This is a genomic window from Eleftheria terrae (assembly GCF_030419005.1).
Classification (GTDB): Bacteria; Pseudomonadota; Gammaproteobacteria; order Burkholderiales; family Burkholderiaceae_C; genus Caldimonas; species Caldimonas terrae.
This window is the reverse complement of the sequence record NZ_CP106951.1, coordinates 948,920-966,273: the sequence shown is the minus strand read 5'-3', so window position 1 is coordinate 966,273 and position 17,354 is coordinate 948,920. Positions and strand designations below refer to the sequence as shown.

General features: G+C 72.5%; 16 protein-coding genes. 4 read left to right on the top strand and 12 right to left on the bottom strand.

Annotated features, from left to right (window positions below):
- Positions 1–78: 78 nt before the first annotated feature.
- From N7L95_RS04310 to N7L95_RS04300, 3 genes are all read left to right on the top strand, one after another.
- Positions 79–1,281 (top strand): GGDEF domain-containing protein, encoded by a 1,203-nt coding sequence (locus tag N7L95_RS04310; RefSeq protein ID WP_301258588.1) that lies wholly within the window; start codon positions 79–81, stop codon positions 1,279–1,281.
- 84 nt (positions 1,282–1,365) lie between these two features.
- The gene (locus N7L95_RS04305) at positions 1,366–2,169 is read left to right on the top strand and encodes an alpha/beta fold hydrolase (RefSeq protein ID WP_301258587.1); all 804 of its coding nucleotides are present in this window, start codon (positions 1,366–1,368) and stop codon (positions 2,167–2,169) included.
- Between the two features lie 3 nt (positions 2,170–2,172).
- Complete coding sequence (locus N7L95_RS04300; protein WP_301258586.1) at positions 2,173–3,795, top strand: hybrid sensor histidine kinase/response regulator; 1,623 nt, start codon at positions 2,173–2,175, stop codon at positions 3,793–3,795.
- A gap of 10 nt (positions 3,796–3,805) precedes the next feature.
- Here the strand turns inward: N7L95_RS04300 and hutI are convergent, their stop codons facing one another.
- From hutI to hutC, 5 genes are read right to left on the bottom strand one after another with little or no spacing between them, the layout of a single operon-like run.
- Positions 3,806–5,026: an imidazolonepropionase gene (gene hutI / locus N7L95_RS04295; RefSeq protein ID WP_301258585.1), complete on the bottom strand. Its 1,221-nt coding sequence runs from the start codon at positions 5,024–5,026 to the stop codon at positions 3,806–3,808.
- Positions 5,023–5,991 (bottom strand): formimidoylglutamase, encoded by a 969-nt coding sequence (gene hutG, locus N7L95_RS04290; protein WP_301258584.1) that lies wholly within the window; start codon positions 5,989–5,991, stop codon positions 5,023–5,025. The genes hutI and hutG overlap by 4 nt, the downstream gene beginning before the upstream one ends.
- A complete protein-coding gene (gene hutH / locus N7L95_RS04285; protein ID WP_301258583.1) occupies positions 5,988–7,535 on the bottom strand; it encodes a histidine ammonia-lyase in 1,548 nt (515 codons plus the stop codon). The genes hutG and hutH overlap by 4 nt, the downstream gene beginning before the upstream one ends.
- Positions 7,532–9,220, bottom strand: coding sequence for a urocanate hydratase (hutU, locus tag N7L95_RS04280; protein ID WP_301258582.1), 1,689 nt, complete (start codon positions 9,218–9,220; stop codon positions 7,532–7,534). The genes hutH and hutU overlap by 4 nt, the downstream gene beginning before the upstream one ends.
- A 27-nt stretch (positions 9,221–9,247) precedes the next feature.
- Positions 9,248–9,979, bottom strand: coding sequence for a histidine utilization transcriptional repressor HutC (hutC, locus tag N7L95_RS04275; RefSeq protein WP_301258581.1), 732 nt, complete (start codon positions 9,977–9,979; stop codon positions 9,248–9,250).
- A gap of 280 nt (positions 9,980–10,259) precedes the next feature.
- Between hutC and N7L95_RS04270 the strand changes: the two genes are divergently transcribed.
- Positions 10,260–10,718: a DUF4304 domain-containing protein gene (locus N7L95_RS04270; RefSeq protein WP_301258580.1), complete on the top strand. Its 459-nt coding sequence runs from the start codon at positions 10,260–10,262 to the stop codon at positions 10,716–10,718.
- A gap of 36 nt (positions 10,719–10,754) precedes the next feature.
- Here the strand turns inward: N7L95_RS04270 and N7L95_RS04265 are convergent, their stop codons facing one another.
- The 7 genes from N7L95_RS04265 to N7L95_RS04235 form a co-directional block, all read right to left on the bottom strand.
- On the bottom strand, positions 10,755–12,893 hold the full coding sequence (locus tag N7L95_RS04265; protein ID WP_301258579.1) for an FUSC family protein: 2,139 nt from the start codon (positions 12,891–12,893) through the stop codon (positions 10,755–10,757).
- A 111-nt stretch (positions 12,894–13,004) separates the two neighbouring features.
- Positions 13,005–13,553 (bottom strand): hypothetical protein, encoded by a 549-nt coding sequence (locus tag N7L95_RS04260; protein WP_301258578.1) that lies wholly within the window; start codon positions 13,551–13,553, stop codon positions 13,005–13,007.
- A gap of 9 nt (positions 13,554–13,562) precedes the next feature.
- Positions 13,563–14,198: a YbhB/YbcL family Raf kinase inhibitor-like protein gene (locus N7L95_RS04255; protein WP_301258577.1), complete on the bottom strand. Its 636-nt coding sequence runs from the start codon at positions 14,196–14,198 to the stop codon at positions 13,563–13,565.
- 131 nt (positions 14,199–14,329) lie between these two features.
- Positions 14,330–14,455 carry a hypothetical protein gene (locus N7L95_RS04250; RefSeq protein ID WP_301258576.1) on the bottom strand — a complete coding sequence of 42 codons (126 nt, stop codon included), beginning with the start codon at positions 14,453–14,455 and terminating at the stop codon, positions 14,330–14,332.
- 80 nt (positions 14,456–14,535) lie between these two features.
- A complete protein-coding gene (locus N7L95_RS04245) occupies positions 14,536–15,915 on the bottom strand; it encodes a sensor histidine kinase (protein ID WP_301258575.1) in 1,380 nt (459 codons plus the stop codon).
- Positions 15,912–16,577, bottom strand: a complete 666-nt coding sequence (locus tag N7L95_RS04240; protein ID WP_301258574.1) for a response regulator — start codon at positions 16,575–16,577, stop codon at positions 15,912–15,914. Before N7L95_RS04240 ends, N7L95_RS04245 begins: the two co-directional genes overlap by 4 nt.
- Before the next feature lie 49 nt (positions 16,578–16,626).
- Positions 16,627–17,349: a phytanoyl-CoA dioxygenase family protein gene (locus tag N7L95_RS04235; protein ID WP_301258573.1), complete on the bottom strand. Its 723-nt coding sequence runs from the start codon at positions 17,347–17,349 to the stop codon at positions 16,627–16,629.
- Positions 17,350–17,354: the final 5 nt, after the last annotated feature.

The window sequence follows — 17,354 nt, the reverse complement described above, 5'->3', positions numbered from 1 at the left end:
GGGTGGCTGGTTTGCTTCATTCGCTCCGGGGCCGCTGCCTGCTGGGCCCGCCACCTTCCCACTGCCCAACTGCCTTCCGTGGATTTCCAGGACTACGCCTCCACTTTTGCCGATTGCACGCTCGCCCTGGCGCTGCTGGGCCTGCTGGTCTACCTGAGCCGCATTGCGCCCGGCCTGCGCGGCGTGGCGGGCTGGGGCTGGGGCCATTTCGGCTACACCGTGGGCGCTGCGCTGCGCGGCATCGCCTCTGCCGACCTGCAGCTGGGGCCCGCTCCGCAGAGCGTGGAGCTGCTTGTGCTGGCCGGTGCCGTGCTGGCCTGCTGCTGCCTGGCGACGCTGGCCTGGTCGGCCGCGACCTTCGTGCGGCAGCGCGCGCTGGCGCCGCGCCACCGCCTGGCCCTGTGTGCGGTGGCGGCGGCAGCGGTCAGCGCCACGCTGGCGGCCCACCTCAGCCGCAACTGGGTGCTGCCGCAGGCGGTGCAGACCGCCACCGAGATGGTGATGCTGAGCTGGATCGCCTGGGAGCTGAGGCGGCTGCAGCGGCATCCCTGGCGGGTGCCCGCCCGCACGATGCAGGCCGCCGCGCTGGCACTGACCCTGCTGTATGCCCTGGAATGGCTGGCCAACTCGCGCCAGTTGCCGGAGCAGTTCCTGGTCAACTCGTTCTGGCTGCACCTGGATGTGAGCCTGTGGTTCCTGCTCAACTTCTGCATGCTGATGCTGGGCAGCTTCCGTGCGATCGAGTCCTACCAGCGCACCGCCAATGTCGACCCGCTCACCGGGCTGCTCAACCGCCGCGGCCTGCAGGCGGCGCTGGGGGCGCATGCGGACGGCCGCCCGCGCGTGCGCGGCGAGCCGGACGGCCTGGCGATGCTGGCCTTCGACCTCGATCATTTCAAGCGCATCAACGACAGCCTGGGCCACGAGGCGGGCGACCGGGTGCTGCGCGGTGTCGCGCGCTGCCTGGGTGGCTGCGTGCGCAGCGACGACCTGGTGGCCCGGCTGGGTGGCGAGGAATTCCTGGTGGTCTGCGCCGAGATCGAGCTCGCCGCGGCACTGCAACTGGCCGAACGGGTACGCAGCCAGGTGGCTGCCTTGCAGTTCGCCGGCCTGCCGCCGCAGTTGCAGGTGACGGTCAGTGTCGGCGTGGCGCGCGGTGTGCGCGGCGAGTGGAACGCGGTGCTGCGGAGCGCCGACGCCGCGCTCTACCAGGCCAAGAAGCAGGGCCGCAACCGGGTGGAGGCGGCCGCCGATCCAGAGCCAGCGTTGCGAAAGCCCTGATACAGCGCCTCACCTTCGCCGACCGACTGCGTTGTTCAGCTGTGAAACAATGCGTTCGATATTGACTGATTTCAAGGAATCTGCATGAGCGTAGCACGACGCAACCATGTGCACGTGGCCGGCCAGGGGGCTGTGACCATGGTGTTCGCCCATGGCTTCGGCTGCGACCAGAACATGTGGCGCTACTTGGCCCCCGCCTTCCAGGACCGCTACAGGACCGTGCTGTTCGACCTGGTGGGCAGCGGCTCCTCCGACCTGCAGGCCTACGACCGGGAGAAGTACTCCACGCTGCACGGCCATGCCGCCGACGTGCTGGAGATCGTCGAGGAGTTCGCCGAAGGGCCGGTGGTCTTCGTCGGGCATTCGGTCAGCGCGATGATCGGCCTGCTGGCCTCCATCCGGGCGCCACAGCGCTTCGCCGCCCAGGTGATGGTGGGACCGTCGCCGTGCTACATCAACGACGGCGACTATGTCGGTGGCTTTACCCGTCAGGACATCGAGGGCCTGTTGGACACGCTGGAGAGCAACTACCTGGGCTGGTCGAGCACCATGGCACCGGCCATCATGGGCGCGCCAGAGCAACCGGAGCTAGGGGTCGAACTTACCAACAGCTTCTGCCGTACCGATCCGGAGATCGCTAAGCATTTTGCGCGGGTCACCTTTCTGTCGGACCACCGTGCCGACCTGGCGCGCTCCAGCGTGCCGGCGCTCATCCTGCAGTGTAGCGATGACCTGATCGCGCCCTGCGCGGTAGGCGAGTACATGCAACGGACGATGCCGAACAGCACCCTCCACATCATCGACAACGTCGGCCATTGTCCGCACATGAGCGCGCCCGACGCAAGCACCGTCGCCATGCGCGAGTTCTTTCAACGGCTGGGCATTTGAGGCATGCAGTACGCGGACGACGGGCTGCCGGCGGCCGAGGTACTGTTTGAGCAGGCGGCGTGTGGACTGCTGCTGAGCGCGGCGGACGGGCGCATCCTTCGCGCTAATGCAACCTGCTGCCGCTGGCTCGGTTACCACGCCAGCGAACTGTCGGGCGGCATGCGCGTGCAAGACCTGCTCACCATGGGCGGCCGCGTCTTCCATCAGACCCACTGGGCACCGCTGCTGCAGATGCAGGGCTCGGTTGCCGAGGTGAAGCTGGACCTGCTGCACCGAGATGGCCACACAGTGCCGATGCTGCTGAACGCGGTTCGTCGCGAGCACGCCGGCACGGTCTGCCACGAGCTGGCGCTGATGGTGGTGAACGATCGGCACCGGTACGAGCGCGAGCTGTTGCAGGCCCGCAAGAATGCCGAATCGGCTCTGGCAGCGCATCGCGAGGCGGAGAAGGCACTGCAGGAAAGTCGCGACGTGCTGGCGCAGGCTGACCGACGCAAGGACGAATTCTTGGCCACCTTGGCGCATGAGCTGCGCAACCCGCTCGCGCCGATGCGTAACGTGCTGGAGATCCTCCGCCGCAAGCAGCTCGCAGACGCGCAGCTACTCTGGTGCCGTGACGTGCTGGAGCGCCAGCTGCGGCATATGACCCACTTGGTGGACGACCTGCTGGAGGTGTCACGCATCACTCAGGGCAAGCTGGCTCTGCGTCGCCAGCCGGTGGAGCTGGCGACCGCGGTGCAGGGCGCAGTGGAGGCGGCCCGCCCGATGATCGAGGCGGCCTCGCATCAGCTGCAGCTGGAGATGCCCGACGAGACCCTCGTGCTCGATGCGGATCCTACGCGGCTGACCCAGGTCATCCTGAACCTGCTGACCAATGCTGCCAAGTACACCCCAGCGGGCGGGCACATCAGCTTGCGGGTCTGGCGCGAGGGGGGCGAGGTGGTGCTGTCCGTGCGCGACTCCGGCATCGGCATTCCGCGCCAGCACCTGGCGAGCGTCTTCGAGATGTTCTCGCAGCTCGCGCCGGCGCTGGAGCGCTCGCAGGGAGGCCTGGGCATCGGCCTGGCGCTGGTGCGCGGGCTGGTCCAGCTGCACGGTGGCACCATCCATGCGGAGAGCGAGGGGCCAGGTCGGGGCAGCGAGTTTCTTGTGCGCCTGCCACTGAGTCCGCAAGCGAGTCCTCCGCCGCAAAGCGCGCAGGCTGCGCGCTTTGCGGCGGAGGCGCGCCGACGGGTGCTGGTGGTGGACGACAACGAGGACGCCGCCCGCAGCCTGGCCATGGTGCTGGAGCTGCAGGGGCACCACGTCTGCACCGCCAACGACGGCGCCGACGCCATACGCATGGTGCGCAGCTTCTCGCCCGAGCTGGTGCTGCTGGACATTGGCCTGCCGCAGCTCAATGGCTACGAGGTGGCGCGCCACCTGCGCCGCCAGGACTGGGGGCGCAGCCTGTGCCTGGTTGCGCTGACCGGTTGGGGCCAGCAGCAGGACAAGCGGCTGGCGGCGGAGGCCGGCTTCGACCAGCATCTGACCAAACCGGTGGAACCAGATGCGCTGGCTGCCATCCTCGCACAGCTGCCATCGCAGGGGGGGCCGGCTGGTGCACCGGACACGCCCCTGGGCTGAATTGCGGCGCTCAGCCCGCCACGGCCTGCCCGCCGGCCCAGGACGCCAGCCGCGGCTGGAAGCCGAACTGGCAGGCCAGGTCGCGCGGGTGGTCGACCGCCCACAGCGCCAGGTCGGCCCGCAGGCCGACGCTCAGCCGTCCGCATTCGTCCTGCAGGCCGAGGGCCCGCGCAGCATGCCGCGTGACGCCGTGCAGCGCTTCGGCCGGCGTCAGCCCGAACAGGGTGCAGCCCATGTGCAGCATCAACAGCAGCGAGGTGCAGGGGCTGGTGCCCGGGTTGCAGTCGGTCGACAAGGCCATCGGCACGCCGTGCCGGCGCAGCGCCTCGACCGGCGGGCGCCGGGTCTCGCGCAGGCAGTAGTAGGCGCCCGGGAGCAGCACGGCCACCGTGCCGGCCCGCGCCATCGCCTGGACCGAAGCCTCGCTGGTGTACTCGACGTGGTCGGCCGACAGGCCACCGAACTCCGCCGCCAGCGCGGCACCGCCCAGGTCGGACAACTGGTCGGCGTGCAGCTTCACCGGCAGGCCCAGCGCGCGTGCCGCCTCGAACACCCGGCGGGTCTGCGCCGGGCTGAAGCCGATGCCTTCGCAGAAGGCGTCCACCGCGTCGACCAGGCCTTGGGCATGGGCCGCGGGCAGCATCTCGCGGCACACCAGCTCGATGTAGTCGTCGCCGCGGCCGCGGTATTCCGGCGGCAGGGCATGGGCTGCTAGGAAAGTGGTGCGCACCTGCACGCCGGCCTGCTGGCCCAGGCGGCGCGCCACCCGTAGCAGGCGCAGCTCGGTCTCGGTGTCCAGGCCGTAGCCGGACTTGATCTCGACGGTGGTCACGCCGTCACGCAGCAGGGCCTGCAGGCGCGGCCGGCTGGCCGCGAGCAGGGCCGCCTCGTCGGCCGCACGGGTCGCCTGCACGGTGGAGACGATGCCGCCGCCACTGCGGGCGATCTCCTCATAGCTGGCACCCTGCCAGCGGCGCTCGATCTCGGCCGCGCGACTGCCGGCCCACACCAGGTGGGTGTGGCAGTCGAGCAGGCCGGGCGTCAGCCAGCCGCCCTGGCCGTCGTGCTCGCGGGCCGCCTGCAGGCCGGCGGGCAGGGCGCTGCGCGGGCCCAGCCAGGCAATGCGGCCGGCCTGCACCAGCAGGGCGGCGTCGCGCAGCTCGCCCCAGCCGCCGGCGGGGTCGTCCAGCGTGGCCAGGTGCACATGGTGGATCAACAGGTCGGCCTTCATGCGGCGGGCCCTCCGTCGCGGGCGGCCTGCCAGGCCGAGACGATCTGCCAGGCCAGCCGGGCCGCGGTGCGGGCGGTGCGATGGTCGATGTCATGCGGTGGGCACAGCTCGGCGATGTCGGCCACCCGCAGGCGGCCGCAGCCGGCCACCGCCTTCACCAGCGGCTCCAGCACCTCGAGCCCCACACCGCGTGCGGCCGGCGCGCTCACGCCGGGTGCCACCGGCGCTGGCAGCACGTCCAGGCACAGCGTCAGGTAGACGTGGTCGAAGCCTTGCAGCCACTGGGCAAGTGCCTCGGCATGCTGCGGCAGGGTGTGCGCGGCCAGCGTGTCGTCGGCCAGCCAGCGCACGCCGCGGCTTTCGGCATGGCTGAACAGGGCGCGGGTGTTGGCGGCGGCGCTGATGCCCACGCAGTGGTAGGCCACCGTGCGGCCGCCGGCCTCGGCATGGTCGAGCGCCTGCCGGAACGGGGTGCCCGAGCTGGCCTGGGGCGCCAGGCGCAGGTCGAAATGCGCGTCGAAGTTGACGATGGCCAGCGAGCCGCCGGCGGCCCAGGCCGCGCTGCGGCTGAACGCCTGGTAGCTGGCCCAGCCGATTTCGTGGCCGCCGCCCAGGCCCAGCAGCAGCTGGCCGTCGTCCAGCACGGCGGCACCCTGGCGGGCGTAGGTGTCCTGGGCGGCTTCGAGCTGGCCGTCGGTGCAGGGCACGTCGCCGGCGTCGTACAGCGGCAGCGGGCGGTGCACCGGCAGGTTGGCCAGCATGCGGCGCAGGGCCTGCGGCCCCAGGGCCGCGCCGGGGCGGCCCTGGTTGCGGCGCACCCCCTCGTCGCTGGCCAGGCCCAGCAGCGCGACACCGGGGCGGCCGCCCGCCTGCCAGGGCTCCACCACCTGGTGCCAGCGCCAGCCGGCCTCGCCGTCGAGCGCATCGACGCGGCCCTGCCAGGGCAGGCGCCAGTCGGGCGTCACTGCTCGCTCCAGGACGGCAGCACGCTGCCGGCGTAGCGGGTCAGGGTGCCGGCCTCGATGAGCTGCTCGGCTGCCGCGATGTCGGGCGCGAAGTAGCGGTCCTGCGCATAGTGCGGCACCTTGGCGCGGATGGCCGCATGTGCTTCCTCCAGCGCGCTGGAGCTGCGCAGCGGGCGGTGGAAGTCGATGCCCTGGGCCGCGGCCAGCAGCTCGATGGCGATGATGTGGCGCACGTTGGTCGCCATGTCGGCCAGCTTGCGCGCGGCGAAGGTGGCCATGCTGACATGGTCTTCCTGGTTGGCCGAGGTGGGCAGCGAATCGACGCTGGCCGGGTGGGCCAGGGTCTTGTTCTCGCTGGCCAGGGCGGCGGCCGTGACGTGCGCGATCATGAAGCCGGAGTTGAGCCCTGGCTCGGCCACCAGGAAGGGCGGCAGGCCCGACAGCGTCGCGTCGATCAGCAGCGCGATGCGGCGCTCCGACAGCGCGCCCACTTCGGCGATGGCCAGCGCCAGCGTGTCGGCTGCAAAGGCCACCGGCTCCGCGTGGAAGTTGCCGCCCGACAGCACCTCGCCGGTGTCAGCGAACACCAGCGGGTTGTCCGACACGGCGTTGGCCTCGGTCACCAAGGTGCGGGCGGCGTTGCGGATCAGCTCCAGGCAGGCGCCCATGACCTGCGGCTGGCAGCGCAGCGAATAGGGGTCTTGCACGCGGTCGTCGCCAACCCGGTGCGAGGCGCGGATCTCGCTGCCCGCGAGCAGGTCGCGGTAGAGCTTGGCCACGTCCATCTGGCCGGCATGGCCGCGCACTTCATGGATGCGGGCGTCGAACGGCGAGTCGGAGCCCTTGGCCGCATCGACGCTCAGGGCGCCGGCCACCACCGCGGCGGCAAACACCTGCTCGGCCCGCAGCAGGCCCATCAGCGCGATGCCGGTCGACACCTGGGTGCCGTTGAGCAGCGCCAGGCCTTCCTTGGCGGCGAATTGCAGCGGCCGCAGGCCAGCGCGCTGCAGTGCGACGGCGGCGTCCATCACCTGGCCGTCGAAGCGCACCTGGCCTTCGCCCATCAGCGGCAGGCTCAGGTGGGCCAGCGGCGCCAGGTCGCCGGAGGCGCCGACCGAGCCCTGGCTGGGAATGCAGGGCCAGATCTGCGCGTTGTACATGGCCACCGCGGCGTCGATCACCTCGGGCCGCACGCCCGAGTAGCCACGCGCCAGCGAGGCGATCTTGAGCGCAAGGATCAGGCGCACCGTGTCGTCGTCCAGCAGCGGGCCGACGCCCACGGCATGCGAGCGCACCAGGTTGGCCTGCAGCTCGGCCAGCTGGTGGCCGGGGATCTGCACCTTGGCCAGCAGGCCAAAGCCGGTGTTGATGCCGTAGGCCGGCTGGTTGCCCGCCGAGATGCGCTGCACGGCGGCAGCGCTGGCGGCGATGCCGGCGCGGCATTCCAGGTCCAGCTCGATCGGCTGGAAGCCGGCGGCAATGGCGCGCAGGTCGAGCAGGCCCAGGCGGCCGGGATGCAGGGTGAAGGTGGAAGCGGGCGTCACTGCGCGTCTCCTTGGACAGCGATGGAGGGGATCTTCACGCCCTGTCGGCGGGCGGTCTCGATGGCGAGTTCGTAGCCGGCATCGGCATGCCGCACCACGCCCATCGCCGGGTCGTTCCAGAGCACGCGGGCCAGGCGGGCATCGGCCTCGGCCGTGCCATCGCAGACGATGACGACGCCGGAGTGCTGCGAATACCCCATGCCGACGCCGCCGCCATGGTGCAGGCTGACCCAGGTGGCACCGCCGGCGGTGGCCGACAGCGCGTTCAGCAGCGGCCAGTCGCTCACCGCGTCGGAGCCGTCGCGCATGGCTTCGGTCTCGCGGTTGGGGCTGGCGACCGAGCCGCAGTCGAGGTGGTCGCGGCCGATCACGATGGGCGCCTTCAGCTCGCCGCGGCGCACCATCTCGTTGAAGGCCAGCGCCGCCTTGTGGCGCTCGCCCAGGCCCAGCCAGCAGATGCGCGCAGGCAGGCCTTGGAAGGCGATGCGCTCGCGCGCCTGGTCGAGCCAGCGGTGCAGGTGCGCGTTGTCGGGGAACAGCTCCTTGACCTTCGCGTCAGTCTTGTAGATGTCTTCCGGGTCGCCCGACAGCGCCACCCAGCGGAAGGGGCCCTTGCCCTCGCAGAACAGCGGCCGGATGCAGGCCGGCACGAAACCGGGGAAGGCGAAGGCGTCCGCCACGCCCTGGTCGAGCGCGACCTGGCGGATGTTATTGCCGTAGTCGATCGTCGGCACGCCCATGCGGTGGAAGTCCAGCATGGCCTGCACATGCTCGGCGCAGGACGCGGCGGCCGCCTCGGCCAGCCGCAGCCGCTCGGCGTCGCCGCTGGCGCGTGCGGCTTCCCACTGCGCCACGCTCCAGCCGCGCGGCAGGTAGCCGTTGACTAGGTCGTGGGCCGAGGTCTGGTCGGTCACCGCTGCGGGACGGGGGCCGCCTTGGCGGGCCCGCTCGACGAACTGCGGCAGCAGCTCGGCCGCATTGCCCAGCAGGCCCACCGAGGTGGGCTTATCGGCGCGGCGGATGATCTCCAGTGCCTCATCGATGCTGTGGGCCTTGTGGTCCACATAGCGGGTGCGCAGGCGGAAGTCGATGCGCGACTCCTGGCACTCCACCACGATGCAGTGCGCGCCGGCCAGCACCGCCGCCAGCGGCTGGGCGCCGCCCATGCCGCCCAGGCCGGCGGTCAGGATGAACTTGCCGGACCAGTCGCCGCCGTAGTGCTGGCGGCCCAGCTCGACGAAGGTCTCGTAGGTGCCCTGCACGATGCCCTGCGTGCCGATGTAGATCCAGGAGCCGGCCGTCATCTGGCCGTACATCATCAGGCCCTGGCGGTCGAGTTCGTGGAAGTGCTCCCAGGTGGCCCACTTGGGCACCAGGTTGGAGTTGGCCAGCAGCACGCGCGGCGCATCCGCATGGGTGCGGAACACCGCCACCGGCTTGCCGGACTGCACGATCAGGGTCTGGTCGGCCTCCAGCTCGCGCAGCGCCTGCAGGATGGCGTCGAAGGCCGGCCAGTTGCGGGCCGCCTTGCCGATGCCGCCGTAGACCACCAGGTCGTCCGGCCGCTCGGCCACCTCGGGGTCGAGGTTGTTCTGGATCATGCGGTAGGCCGCCTCGATCAGCCAGTTCTTGCAATGCAGCTGGCTGCCGCGCGGTGCACGGACGGTGCGTGCGGTCGAAGTCATGGGGTGGTCTCCTCGGGGTCGGGGCGTTCAGCCGTGCTGCGGCTGGGCGAATGAAAAACGGCCGCTCAGCCGGTAGCGGCGAGCCGGGTGGATGAGGCGGGCGACGCTGACGACCCGGCCATGCGACCAGGTGCGCCGGTTCAGGATCAGCACCGGGTCGTCAGGCTGCAGCTGCAGCTGGCGGGCTACCTCGTCGGAGGCGGCATCGGCCTCGATGATGTGCTCGGCCTGCTCCAGCGGCGCCACCCGCGACAGGTAGTGGTGCGGCGTGTCGGCGGTGAAGTCCTGCTGCAGGTAGTCGGGCGCGCTGGGCGGGTGCACATGGCGGTCTTCCAGCTGCAGCGGCTGGCCGTCGGCAAAGTGCAGCAGCCGCGAGTGGAACAGCGGGCTGCCCGGCGCCACGCCGAAGGCGGTGGCCAGCAGGGCGTCGGCCGTCACTGCCTCGAGCCGCAGCACCTGGGCATGGTGGGCCTGGCCGCGCTGGCGGATCTCGTCGCGGATGCCGTGCACCTCGACCAGGGTCGACTCGGCCTTGGGGCCGGCGACGAAGGAGCCCACGCCCTGCACCCGCGTGATGGCGCCGCTGGCCGCCAGCTCGCGCAGCGCGCGGTTGACCGTCATGCGCGACAGGCCGAACTCGCGCGTCAGCTCGCCTTCGCTGGGGATGCGGTCGCCGGCGCGCCAGTCGCCGGCGGCGATGCGGGCCAGGATGTGGCGCTTGATCTTCAGGTATTCGGGCGCGGCGGCCGGGGTGGTCATGAGCAGGGCGGGGCGGCTGGAATGTTTCGCATCATAGTCAGTTGTCTATACAGGTCAATACAGCCATGGCGTGGAGGCTGGAATCCCAGGGTTTTCCCTGGAAATGCAGCCTGCCGGGCGGGCCGGCGTGCGGGCCCGGCTGGTGTTGAGGCAGCATGCGGGCCTTGGCGCCCTGGGTCGCTGCCGGTGGTCTGCAGCGGCGGCGCGGGTGGCGCCCTGTGCCGGCGCCGCGGCCTGCCGCGGGCGGCGTCCGTTGTCGTTCCACCTTGTCGGCTCATCGATGTCTCGCGAAGGCGATCTGATGCGGCGGGCGTTCAAGCGCCTGCTCCTTCCTGCGCTGCAGGACCTTGGCTTCCACGGCCGCGGCTCGACGTTCCAGCGGGCGCTGCCGCAATCCCTCGACCTGCTGTCGATCCAGTACTGGAAGTACGGCGGCGAGTTCCTGCTCGAATGCGCCCGGCGGGAGCGCGGGCCCCTGCACACGAGCTGGGGTGAGGTGGTGCCCGAGGAGAAGCTGGACGTTGCCTATGTCGATCCACGCCAGCGCGCCCGCCTGGAGCAGCGCGGTCCCACGGCCGGCCCGGGGTTCCAGGGCTTCTGCTTCGCCGGCTTCGGCGAGGACGTGGCCCGCTACGAGGGCCTCGCGGCCCAGGTGGTGGCGCTGCTGCCGGAAGTGGATGCCTGGCTGGCGCACGGCCGGGCTGGCACGCACCTGCGGCCGTATTTCAATGCAAGCTGAGCCCGGAGGCCCGGGCGCGAAGCCGCCGGCCCTGCGTCAGCCGGCCTGCAGCCGCTGCCGCGCGGCCCGGGCGGCGCCGGCCACCTGGGAGGCGTCGAACACGCTCACTTGCAGCCGGCGCACCAGCCAGGGCAGGGCGGCGCTGGCCAGGTCCTCCGCGGGCAGCTGGTCGAGGCCGTGCGCCGGTGGCGGCTGGCCGCCGTCGGGCGGCGGGGCGTCCAGGTCCAGCCAGGCCTGCACCGCGTCGCTGGCCTGCCGCAGGGCGGCTGTGGCGGGCTCTCCCCGCAGGTCGTCGCTGCGGTGCCTGATCATCAGGCGAATCACCGACAGGTGGGCCATCAGCCGCAGGCCATGGTCGAGCAGGGCCATCAGCTCGCCGGTGGGCAGGCGGACGTGGCGGGGTTCCACCTCGCTGCGCTGCACGGCGGCCGCCAGTGCGGCCAGCGTGTCGTAGGCCTGGCGGCGCGCCAGCCGCTGCGCCAGCGGGGCCGTGGCGTCGCCGGCCAGCGCCAGGCCGGCATAGCTGCGCAGCGCCTGCACCACCCGCTCGACCGCCTGCGGCACGCTGCGGCGCTCCCAACTGGGCAACACGTAGCTGAACAGCCAGCCCAGCCCGGCGCCCAGCAGCGTGTCGGCCATGCGCTCGGCCACCGCGAAGCCGGCCGCCGGGTCGGCCGCATGGGACTGCAGCAGCGCCATCACCGCGCCGGCGGCCGCCGTGACGGCATAGCGCACGTTCACGAAGCCATGCGCCAGCCCCACCGCCACGGTGAACGCCAGGCCCAGCAGCAGTGGCGAGGCCAGCGGTGCCAGCAGCAGCACCAGGGCGCAGCCGGCCAGCGTGCCGAGCACCCGCGCGTTGCGCCGCTGCAGTGTCTGTTCCAGGTTGCCGCGCAGCACCACCGCCACGCTCAGCACCACCCACCAGGGATGCGAGGCCCATGGCAAGGCCCGCGCGGCCAGGTAGGCGCAGCCCAGGGCCAGGCCGGTCCGCAGCGCGTGGCGCAAGGCCGGCGCGCGCAACGAGAGCTGCTGCCGCAGCACCGCCAGTGGCCAGCCCTCGGGGCCGACGAAGGCGCGCAGCTCGCCGTGCTGCAGTGGCAGGGCGGGTGGCGGGCCGCCAGACAGCAGGGCGTCGATCTCGGCCACCTCCGCCGCCAGCCGTTGCAGCCGGCTGGTCAAGGCCGGCTGCAGGCGCAGGCGGGCGTCGCCGGCAGGCAAGCGCGATGCGCCGAGCACGTCGCCCTGCAGCAGCGCGGCAAGCCGGTCGGCCGGCATGGCCTTGCCGCTGCTGACCGCCAGGCCGGCCAGCTCCAGCGTCGAGGCCATGTGCCGGAGGCTGGCGGCGATGCCGCGGCGCATCGCCGTGCCGGCCGCATCGTTGCCGAGCAGGTCGAGGTCCAGCCGGGTGGCAAGGAACAGGTCGCGCAGGTCGACCAGGCGCAGCAGGATGGCGATGTCACGCTGCATGCCGGCGCGCCGTGCCGCTGGGAACAACAGGTCGCGGGCCGCCTGCAGCCGCTCGGCCAAACTGGCTTCGCCCTGGGTCCAGTCGCGCATCGAGGCGGTGTCGCCCGGCCCCGGCGGTGGCGCCTCGATGTCGCCGGCACGCAGGCTCAGCAGCCGGGCTGCCGCCGTCAGCGCCGATGCCAGCGCGAGCCGGCCGTAGTGGCGCTGCAGCAGCGTGGCGCTGGCGATGGACCACGGCAGGTAGCACAAGGCGCCCAGCAGGTTCCAGCCGAGGCGCACCGGAGGCGGCGCTGCCTCGGCCGGCACGCCCATGGCGAACACCAGGGCCAGCACCGCCGCGAAGGACACCGGTGCGGCGCGCGGCCCCCAGGCCAGCGCCAGCGTTGCGGCAAAGCCGATGCCGACCACGCCCAGGCCGAGGGCCGCCGGATGCGGCTGCAGCCAGGCCACCAGTGCCGCCGCCAGCACGCCCAGCAGGCCGGCTGCCAGCACACGGTGCCAGCCACGCCGCACGGTGGCGGGTAGGTCGGCCAGGCTGGCGCAGACGGCGCCTGCCATGGCCAGCTGGGCCGCATGCGGCCCGGCCAGGGCCTGGAAGACGGCATGCAGCACGCCGATGCCCAGCGCCACCGACAAGCCGTTGACGACATGGGCCGGCAGGCTGCGCAGCCAGCGCAGCGGCAGCGAAGGCGGGGCGCTGCCCATCAGGCAGGAAGGCAAGTCAGCAGGAGTGGCACGCGCCGGAGCATACCGCGGCGCTGAGCCGGCTGCAGGCCGCGGGGCGGCGGCGTTGTGCTGGCCGGCCGGCACGGGGGCTCAAGCCAGGCAGGCGTCGCCGTCGCCGGCCAGCAGCCGCTGCGGCAGCTGGCGCAGTGCCGGCGGGTGCATGCCGGGCGTGAGGAGCCAGGTGATGTCGAAGCGGTCCTCGGGCCACTCCGGCACCTGGCACTGCCCGCCGAGCAGTGCCCTCGCCAGCGGCGGCAGCTCCCGGTGGCGCCAGCACACCAGCACCGGGCCCGGCGCCGCGAGCAGGCGGGCGGCGGTCTGCTCCGGCGGGTCTTCGCTGGCGCAATCGAGGCACACCGGCAGCTGCAACCGGCGGGCCAGCGGTGCCAGGGTCAGCGCGGGGCGCCGGCTCGGGCGGCGGGCCGAGTGCGCGGCGGCGAACAGGCTGGCGGGCGCCGGCAGGCCGCTGCCCGCTGCCGGGCCCGCGAAGAAGCGCACCAGCGCCCCGGCACGCTGCCAGCCGGGCACGCTGAGGGCGTGCGCATCCTCCCGCCCGTTGTCGTCCACGCCGCCGCAGCCGGGCAGCGGCTTCTCCGCATGACGGATCAGCACGATGGTGGCAGCACCGGTGCCGGCCATGCAGTCCGCTCAGGCGGTGCCGCCAGGCAGGTCGGGGGCGCGGCCGGCGCTGCCGACCTTCTGCAGGCCGTCCGGCCGCTCATAGACGCCGATCAGGCAGCCGCAGGCGACCGCGCTGTCTTCGATGGCCTGCAGCACCTCCTCCCGCCCCGGCTTGCCGGAGAAGTCCGGCGCGCCGGCCAGGGCGAAGACCTGGAAGGCGTAGCGGTGCTGGCCATGGCCGGGCGGTGGGTCGGGTGGCAGCCAGCCGGTCTGCAAGTAGGAGTTGCGGCCGAGGTGCAGCGCCGGTTCGGTGCCGGGCGCGCGTTGCAGCGCGCCGGCCGGCAGCGAGCCGTCGCCCGGTTCCAGGCCGACCGCGATGGCATGCACTAGCGGGCGCGGCGTCGGGGAGTCGGCGTCCTCCACCAGGACGACCACCGAGGTGGCCGAGGCCGGCACGCCGGTCCACTGCAGCGGCGGCGACAGGCCGGCGCCATCGGCGGTGTACTCGGCCGGGATGGATTCCTGGTCGGCAAAGGCCAGGCTGCGCACGTCCAGCGTGGTGGCGGAGCGGCTGGCACCGGTGCGATGCATGGCCAGCTGGGCCAGGCCGGCGCGCTGCTCGCGCAAGGCATGGCCCACGGCTTCGGGAAGTTTTTCAAGCATGGCGATGGTCCGGTAGCGGCGGGATCCCTGCTGTGCAGCAGGAGCCGTACCTGGCGCCGTCCTGCCCCGCTGTCCAGGGCAACGGCCGGGCCACCGGGCACCCCGCGATACGGGGCAGCGTCGTCAGAACGTCAGTGGAACAACAGCACCAGCGTGCCATAGCCGACGGCGAGGCACAGCAGCGCGCGGCCGAGCGCCAGCGGCAGGCGGCGCAGGCGCGGAGGCAGGGAAGTCGGACGAAGGGCAAGCGACAGCATGGCGGCGACACCGGTGATGGACGGGAAGCACACCTTAAGAGCCCGGCACTTAAGCCACACTTAAGCGGCGCAGCTACCCGTCAGCCCGGGAAGCGCACCTCGACCAGCAGGCCCGGGCCGCCGCCTGGAGGATCGAGCAGGGCCACCTCGGCACCGTGGCGCTGCGCGACGGCCCGCACGATGGCCAGGCCCAGGCCGCTGCCCGCGGCGTCGCTGCCCGCCTGCACGCCGGCGCCGCGGTAGAAGCGGTCGAACACCCGCTCCCGCTCGGCCGGTGGAATGCCGGGGCCGTTGTCCTGCACCTGCAGCCGCAGGCCATGGACGTCGGCACCTGCCCGCACATCGACCACGCTGCCGGCCGGCGAGTAGCGGATGGCGTTTTCCACCAGGTTGCCAAGCAGCACCCGCAGCTGCTCACGGTCGCCGGGCAGGCAGGCGGGTTCGGCGGCGTCGGCGCCCAGGTCGATGCCGCGGTGCTCGGCCCGCACGCTCGCCTCGGCCACCACTTCACGTGCCAGCTCGGCCAGGTCGACCGTTTCCCGGCCGGGCGCCGGCGCATCGGGCTCGACCCGCGAGAGCTGCAACAACTGCTGCACCAGGTGCTGCGAGCGCTCGATGCCGGCACGCAGCTGCGCCAGCGCGGCGGCGCGCTGCACCTCGTCCCGGCTGCGTTCCAGCAACTGCAGCTGCAGCCGCAGGGCAGTGATCGGCGTGCGCAGCTCGTGGGCGGCATCGGCAACGAACTGGCCCTGGGTGCGGAAGGCCTGCGAGAGCCGCTGCATCAGGCCGTCGATGGCGCGCACCAGCGGATGGATCTCGCGCGGGAAGCCGGCAGTGCCAATGGCTTCGAGCGATCGTTCGCTGCGCGCGGCCACCGAGTCGGCCGCCCGCTGCAGCGGCTGCAGGCCGCGGCGCAGTGCCACCACGAGCAGGGCGCCAGTGAGCAGGATGACCAGCGCTGCCGGCAGCAGCATGTGCACCGTGGTCTCCACCGCGAGCAGGTGGCGCGAGGCGACCCGCTGCGCGGCCTGCGCGATGCCCCGTGGCGTGGCCACCGTGTACACATGCCACGACTCGCCCGAGGCCTCCAGCACGGACAGCCCGTTGCGCTGCAGGACGGGGATCTGCACCGTCGGGTCGGAGGCGAAGCGGCGCTCGCCCGCGGCGGTCCAGGCCTGCGTCACGTAGTCGAACTTGGCGCGCCGGCGCACCGGCTCGGGCAGCGGTGGCAGCTCGTAGCGCTCGGGCAGGGCGGGCAGCTCGCCGCGTGTGCGGGGCGTGTAGTCGACCCCGAAGGCATGGTGGCTGGCCACGGCCAGGGCCACCTGCTTGAGGTTCTCGTCGAACACCTCGTCCAGCTCCTCCAGCGTCACGAGGTAGGAAGCGCCCAGCAGCACGGCAGCGCCGGCGCTGAGGGCGCCCAGGGCCCACAGCAGCAGGTGGCGGCGGATGGACTTCATGGCAGCTCGCCGGCGAGCCGGTAGCCCACGCCCCGCACGTTGCGGATGGTGTGCGCGCCGAGCTTCTTGCGCAGGTGGTGCAGGTGCACCTCGATCGCGTTGCTGCCGACTTCCTGCGACCAGCCGTACACCGCCTCTTCCAGGCGCTGGCGGGACAGTACCGCGCCGGGCTTGATCATCAGCGCCTCCAGCAGCGAGAACTCGCGCGCTGACAGCGCCACCGGCTCGCCGCGCAGCCGCACCTCCTTGCGCACCGGGTCGAGCACGATCTCGCCACAACGGTAGACGGGCGAGGCGCTGCCCGCATGCCGGCGCAGCAGGGCGCGGATGCGGGCGGCCAGCTCGTCGAGGTCGAAGGGCTTGAGCACATAGTCGTCGGCGCCGGCGTTCAGCCCGGCGATGCGGTCGCTCACCGCGTCGCGTGCGGTGGCGATCAGTACCGGCAGCATGTCGCCGCGGCTGCGCAGGTCCTGCAGCACCGCCATGCCGTCCTTGCGCGGCAGGCCCAGGTCGAGCACCGCCAGGTCATAGACGCCATTGGCCAGCGACAGCTCGGCGGCTCGGCCGTCGCGCACCCAGTCGACCGAGAAGCCGGCGTCGCCCAGCCCCTGGCGCACGGCCTTGCCAATCATGGTGTCGTCTTCGATCAGGAGGATGCGCATGCGCCAGGCAGGAGAAGGCGGCGGCTTGGCCGGTGGCGCGGATTATCGGCTAGGCCCTGCGGCGCCACTGCAGCCCGTGCGGTGCGATGGGCGGGGCAAACAGGAAATGCAGCACGCGGCGCGCTCCATGCCCGGTGGCCTTGGACGAGGCATGCAGCAGCAGCGGCCGCATCAGCATCACGCCGCCCCGCGGCACGGGGCACTCAGCCTCGGGCCCGTCGCGCCGGGCGGCACTGGCGGCCGCTGGCGCCAGCAGCCCGCCGAGGTGGGAGGCCGCCACGACGCGCAGCGGCCCGTCCTCCAGCCCGCAGGCATCCAGGTGCAGCCGCACCGCCACCATCTGCTCCAGCAGATCGCGCGGCGCCTGCACGAAACACTCGCCTTCCTTCTCCGACCAGCCCTGCAGCGCCGGATGGTCGACGCGGCCGGCCACCGGCACGCTGAGGTCCTGGTGCACCGGCACGAGCCAGTTGCGGGCCAGCGACTTCTGGAAGTAGGAGCACTGCACCGCCACCAGCCCGCGGTCCAGCACCGGCGCGAGCAGGGCATGCCGGCGCAGGCGCCGGGCCAGGGTGCGGCACCATGGCTGCGCCAGCAGGCAGCGGCTGCCGGTGGTGCTGCCGGGGGCGGGCAGGCGGCGGCTCAGCGCCGCACAGTCGGCCGCCGGCAACAGGCGCGGCAGCACGGCGTAGCCGTCGGCGTCAAGGCGGGCCAGGGCAGGGGCCGAGGGGCTGCAGGAAGGGCCAGAGCCGGACGGCGGGTGCGTCCGCATGGCCG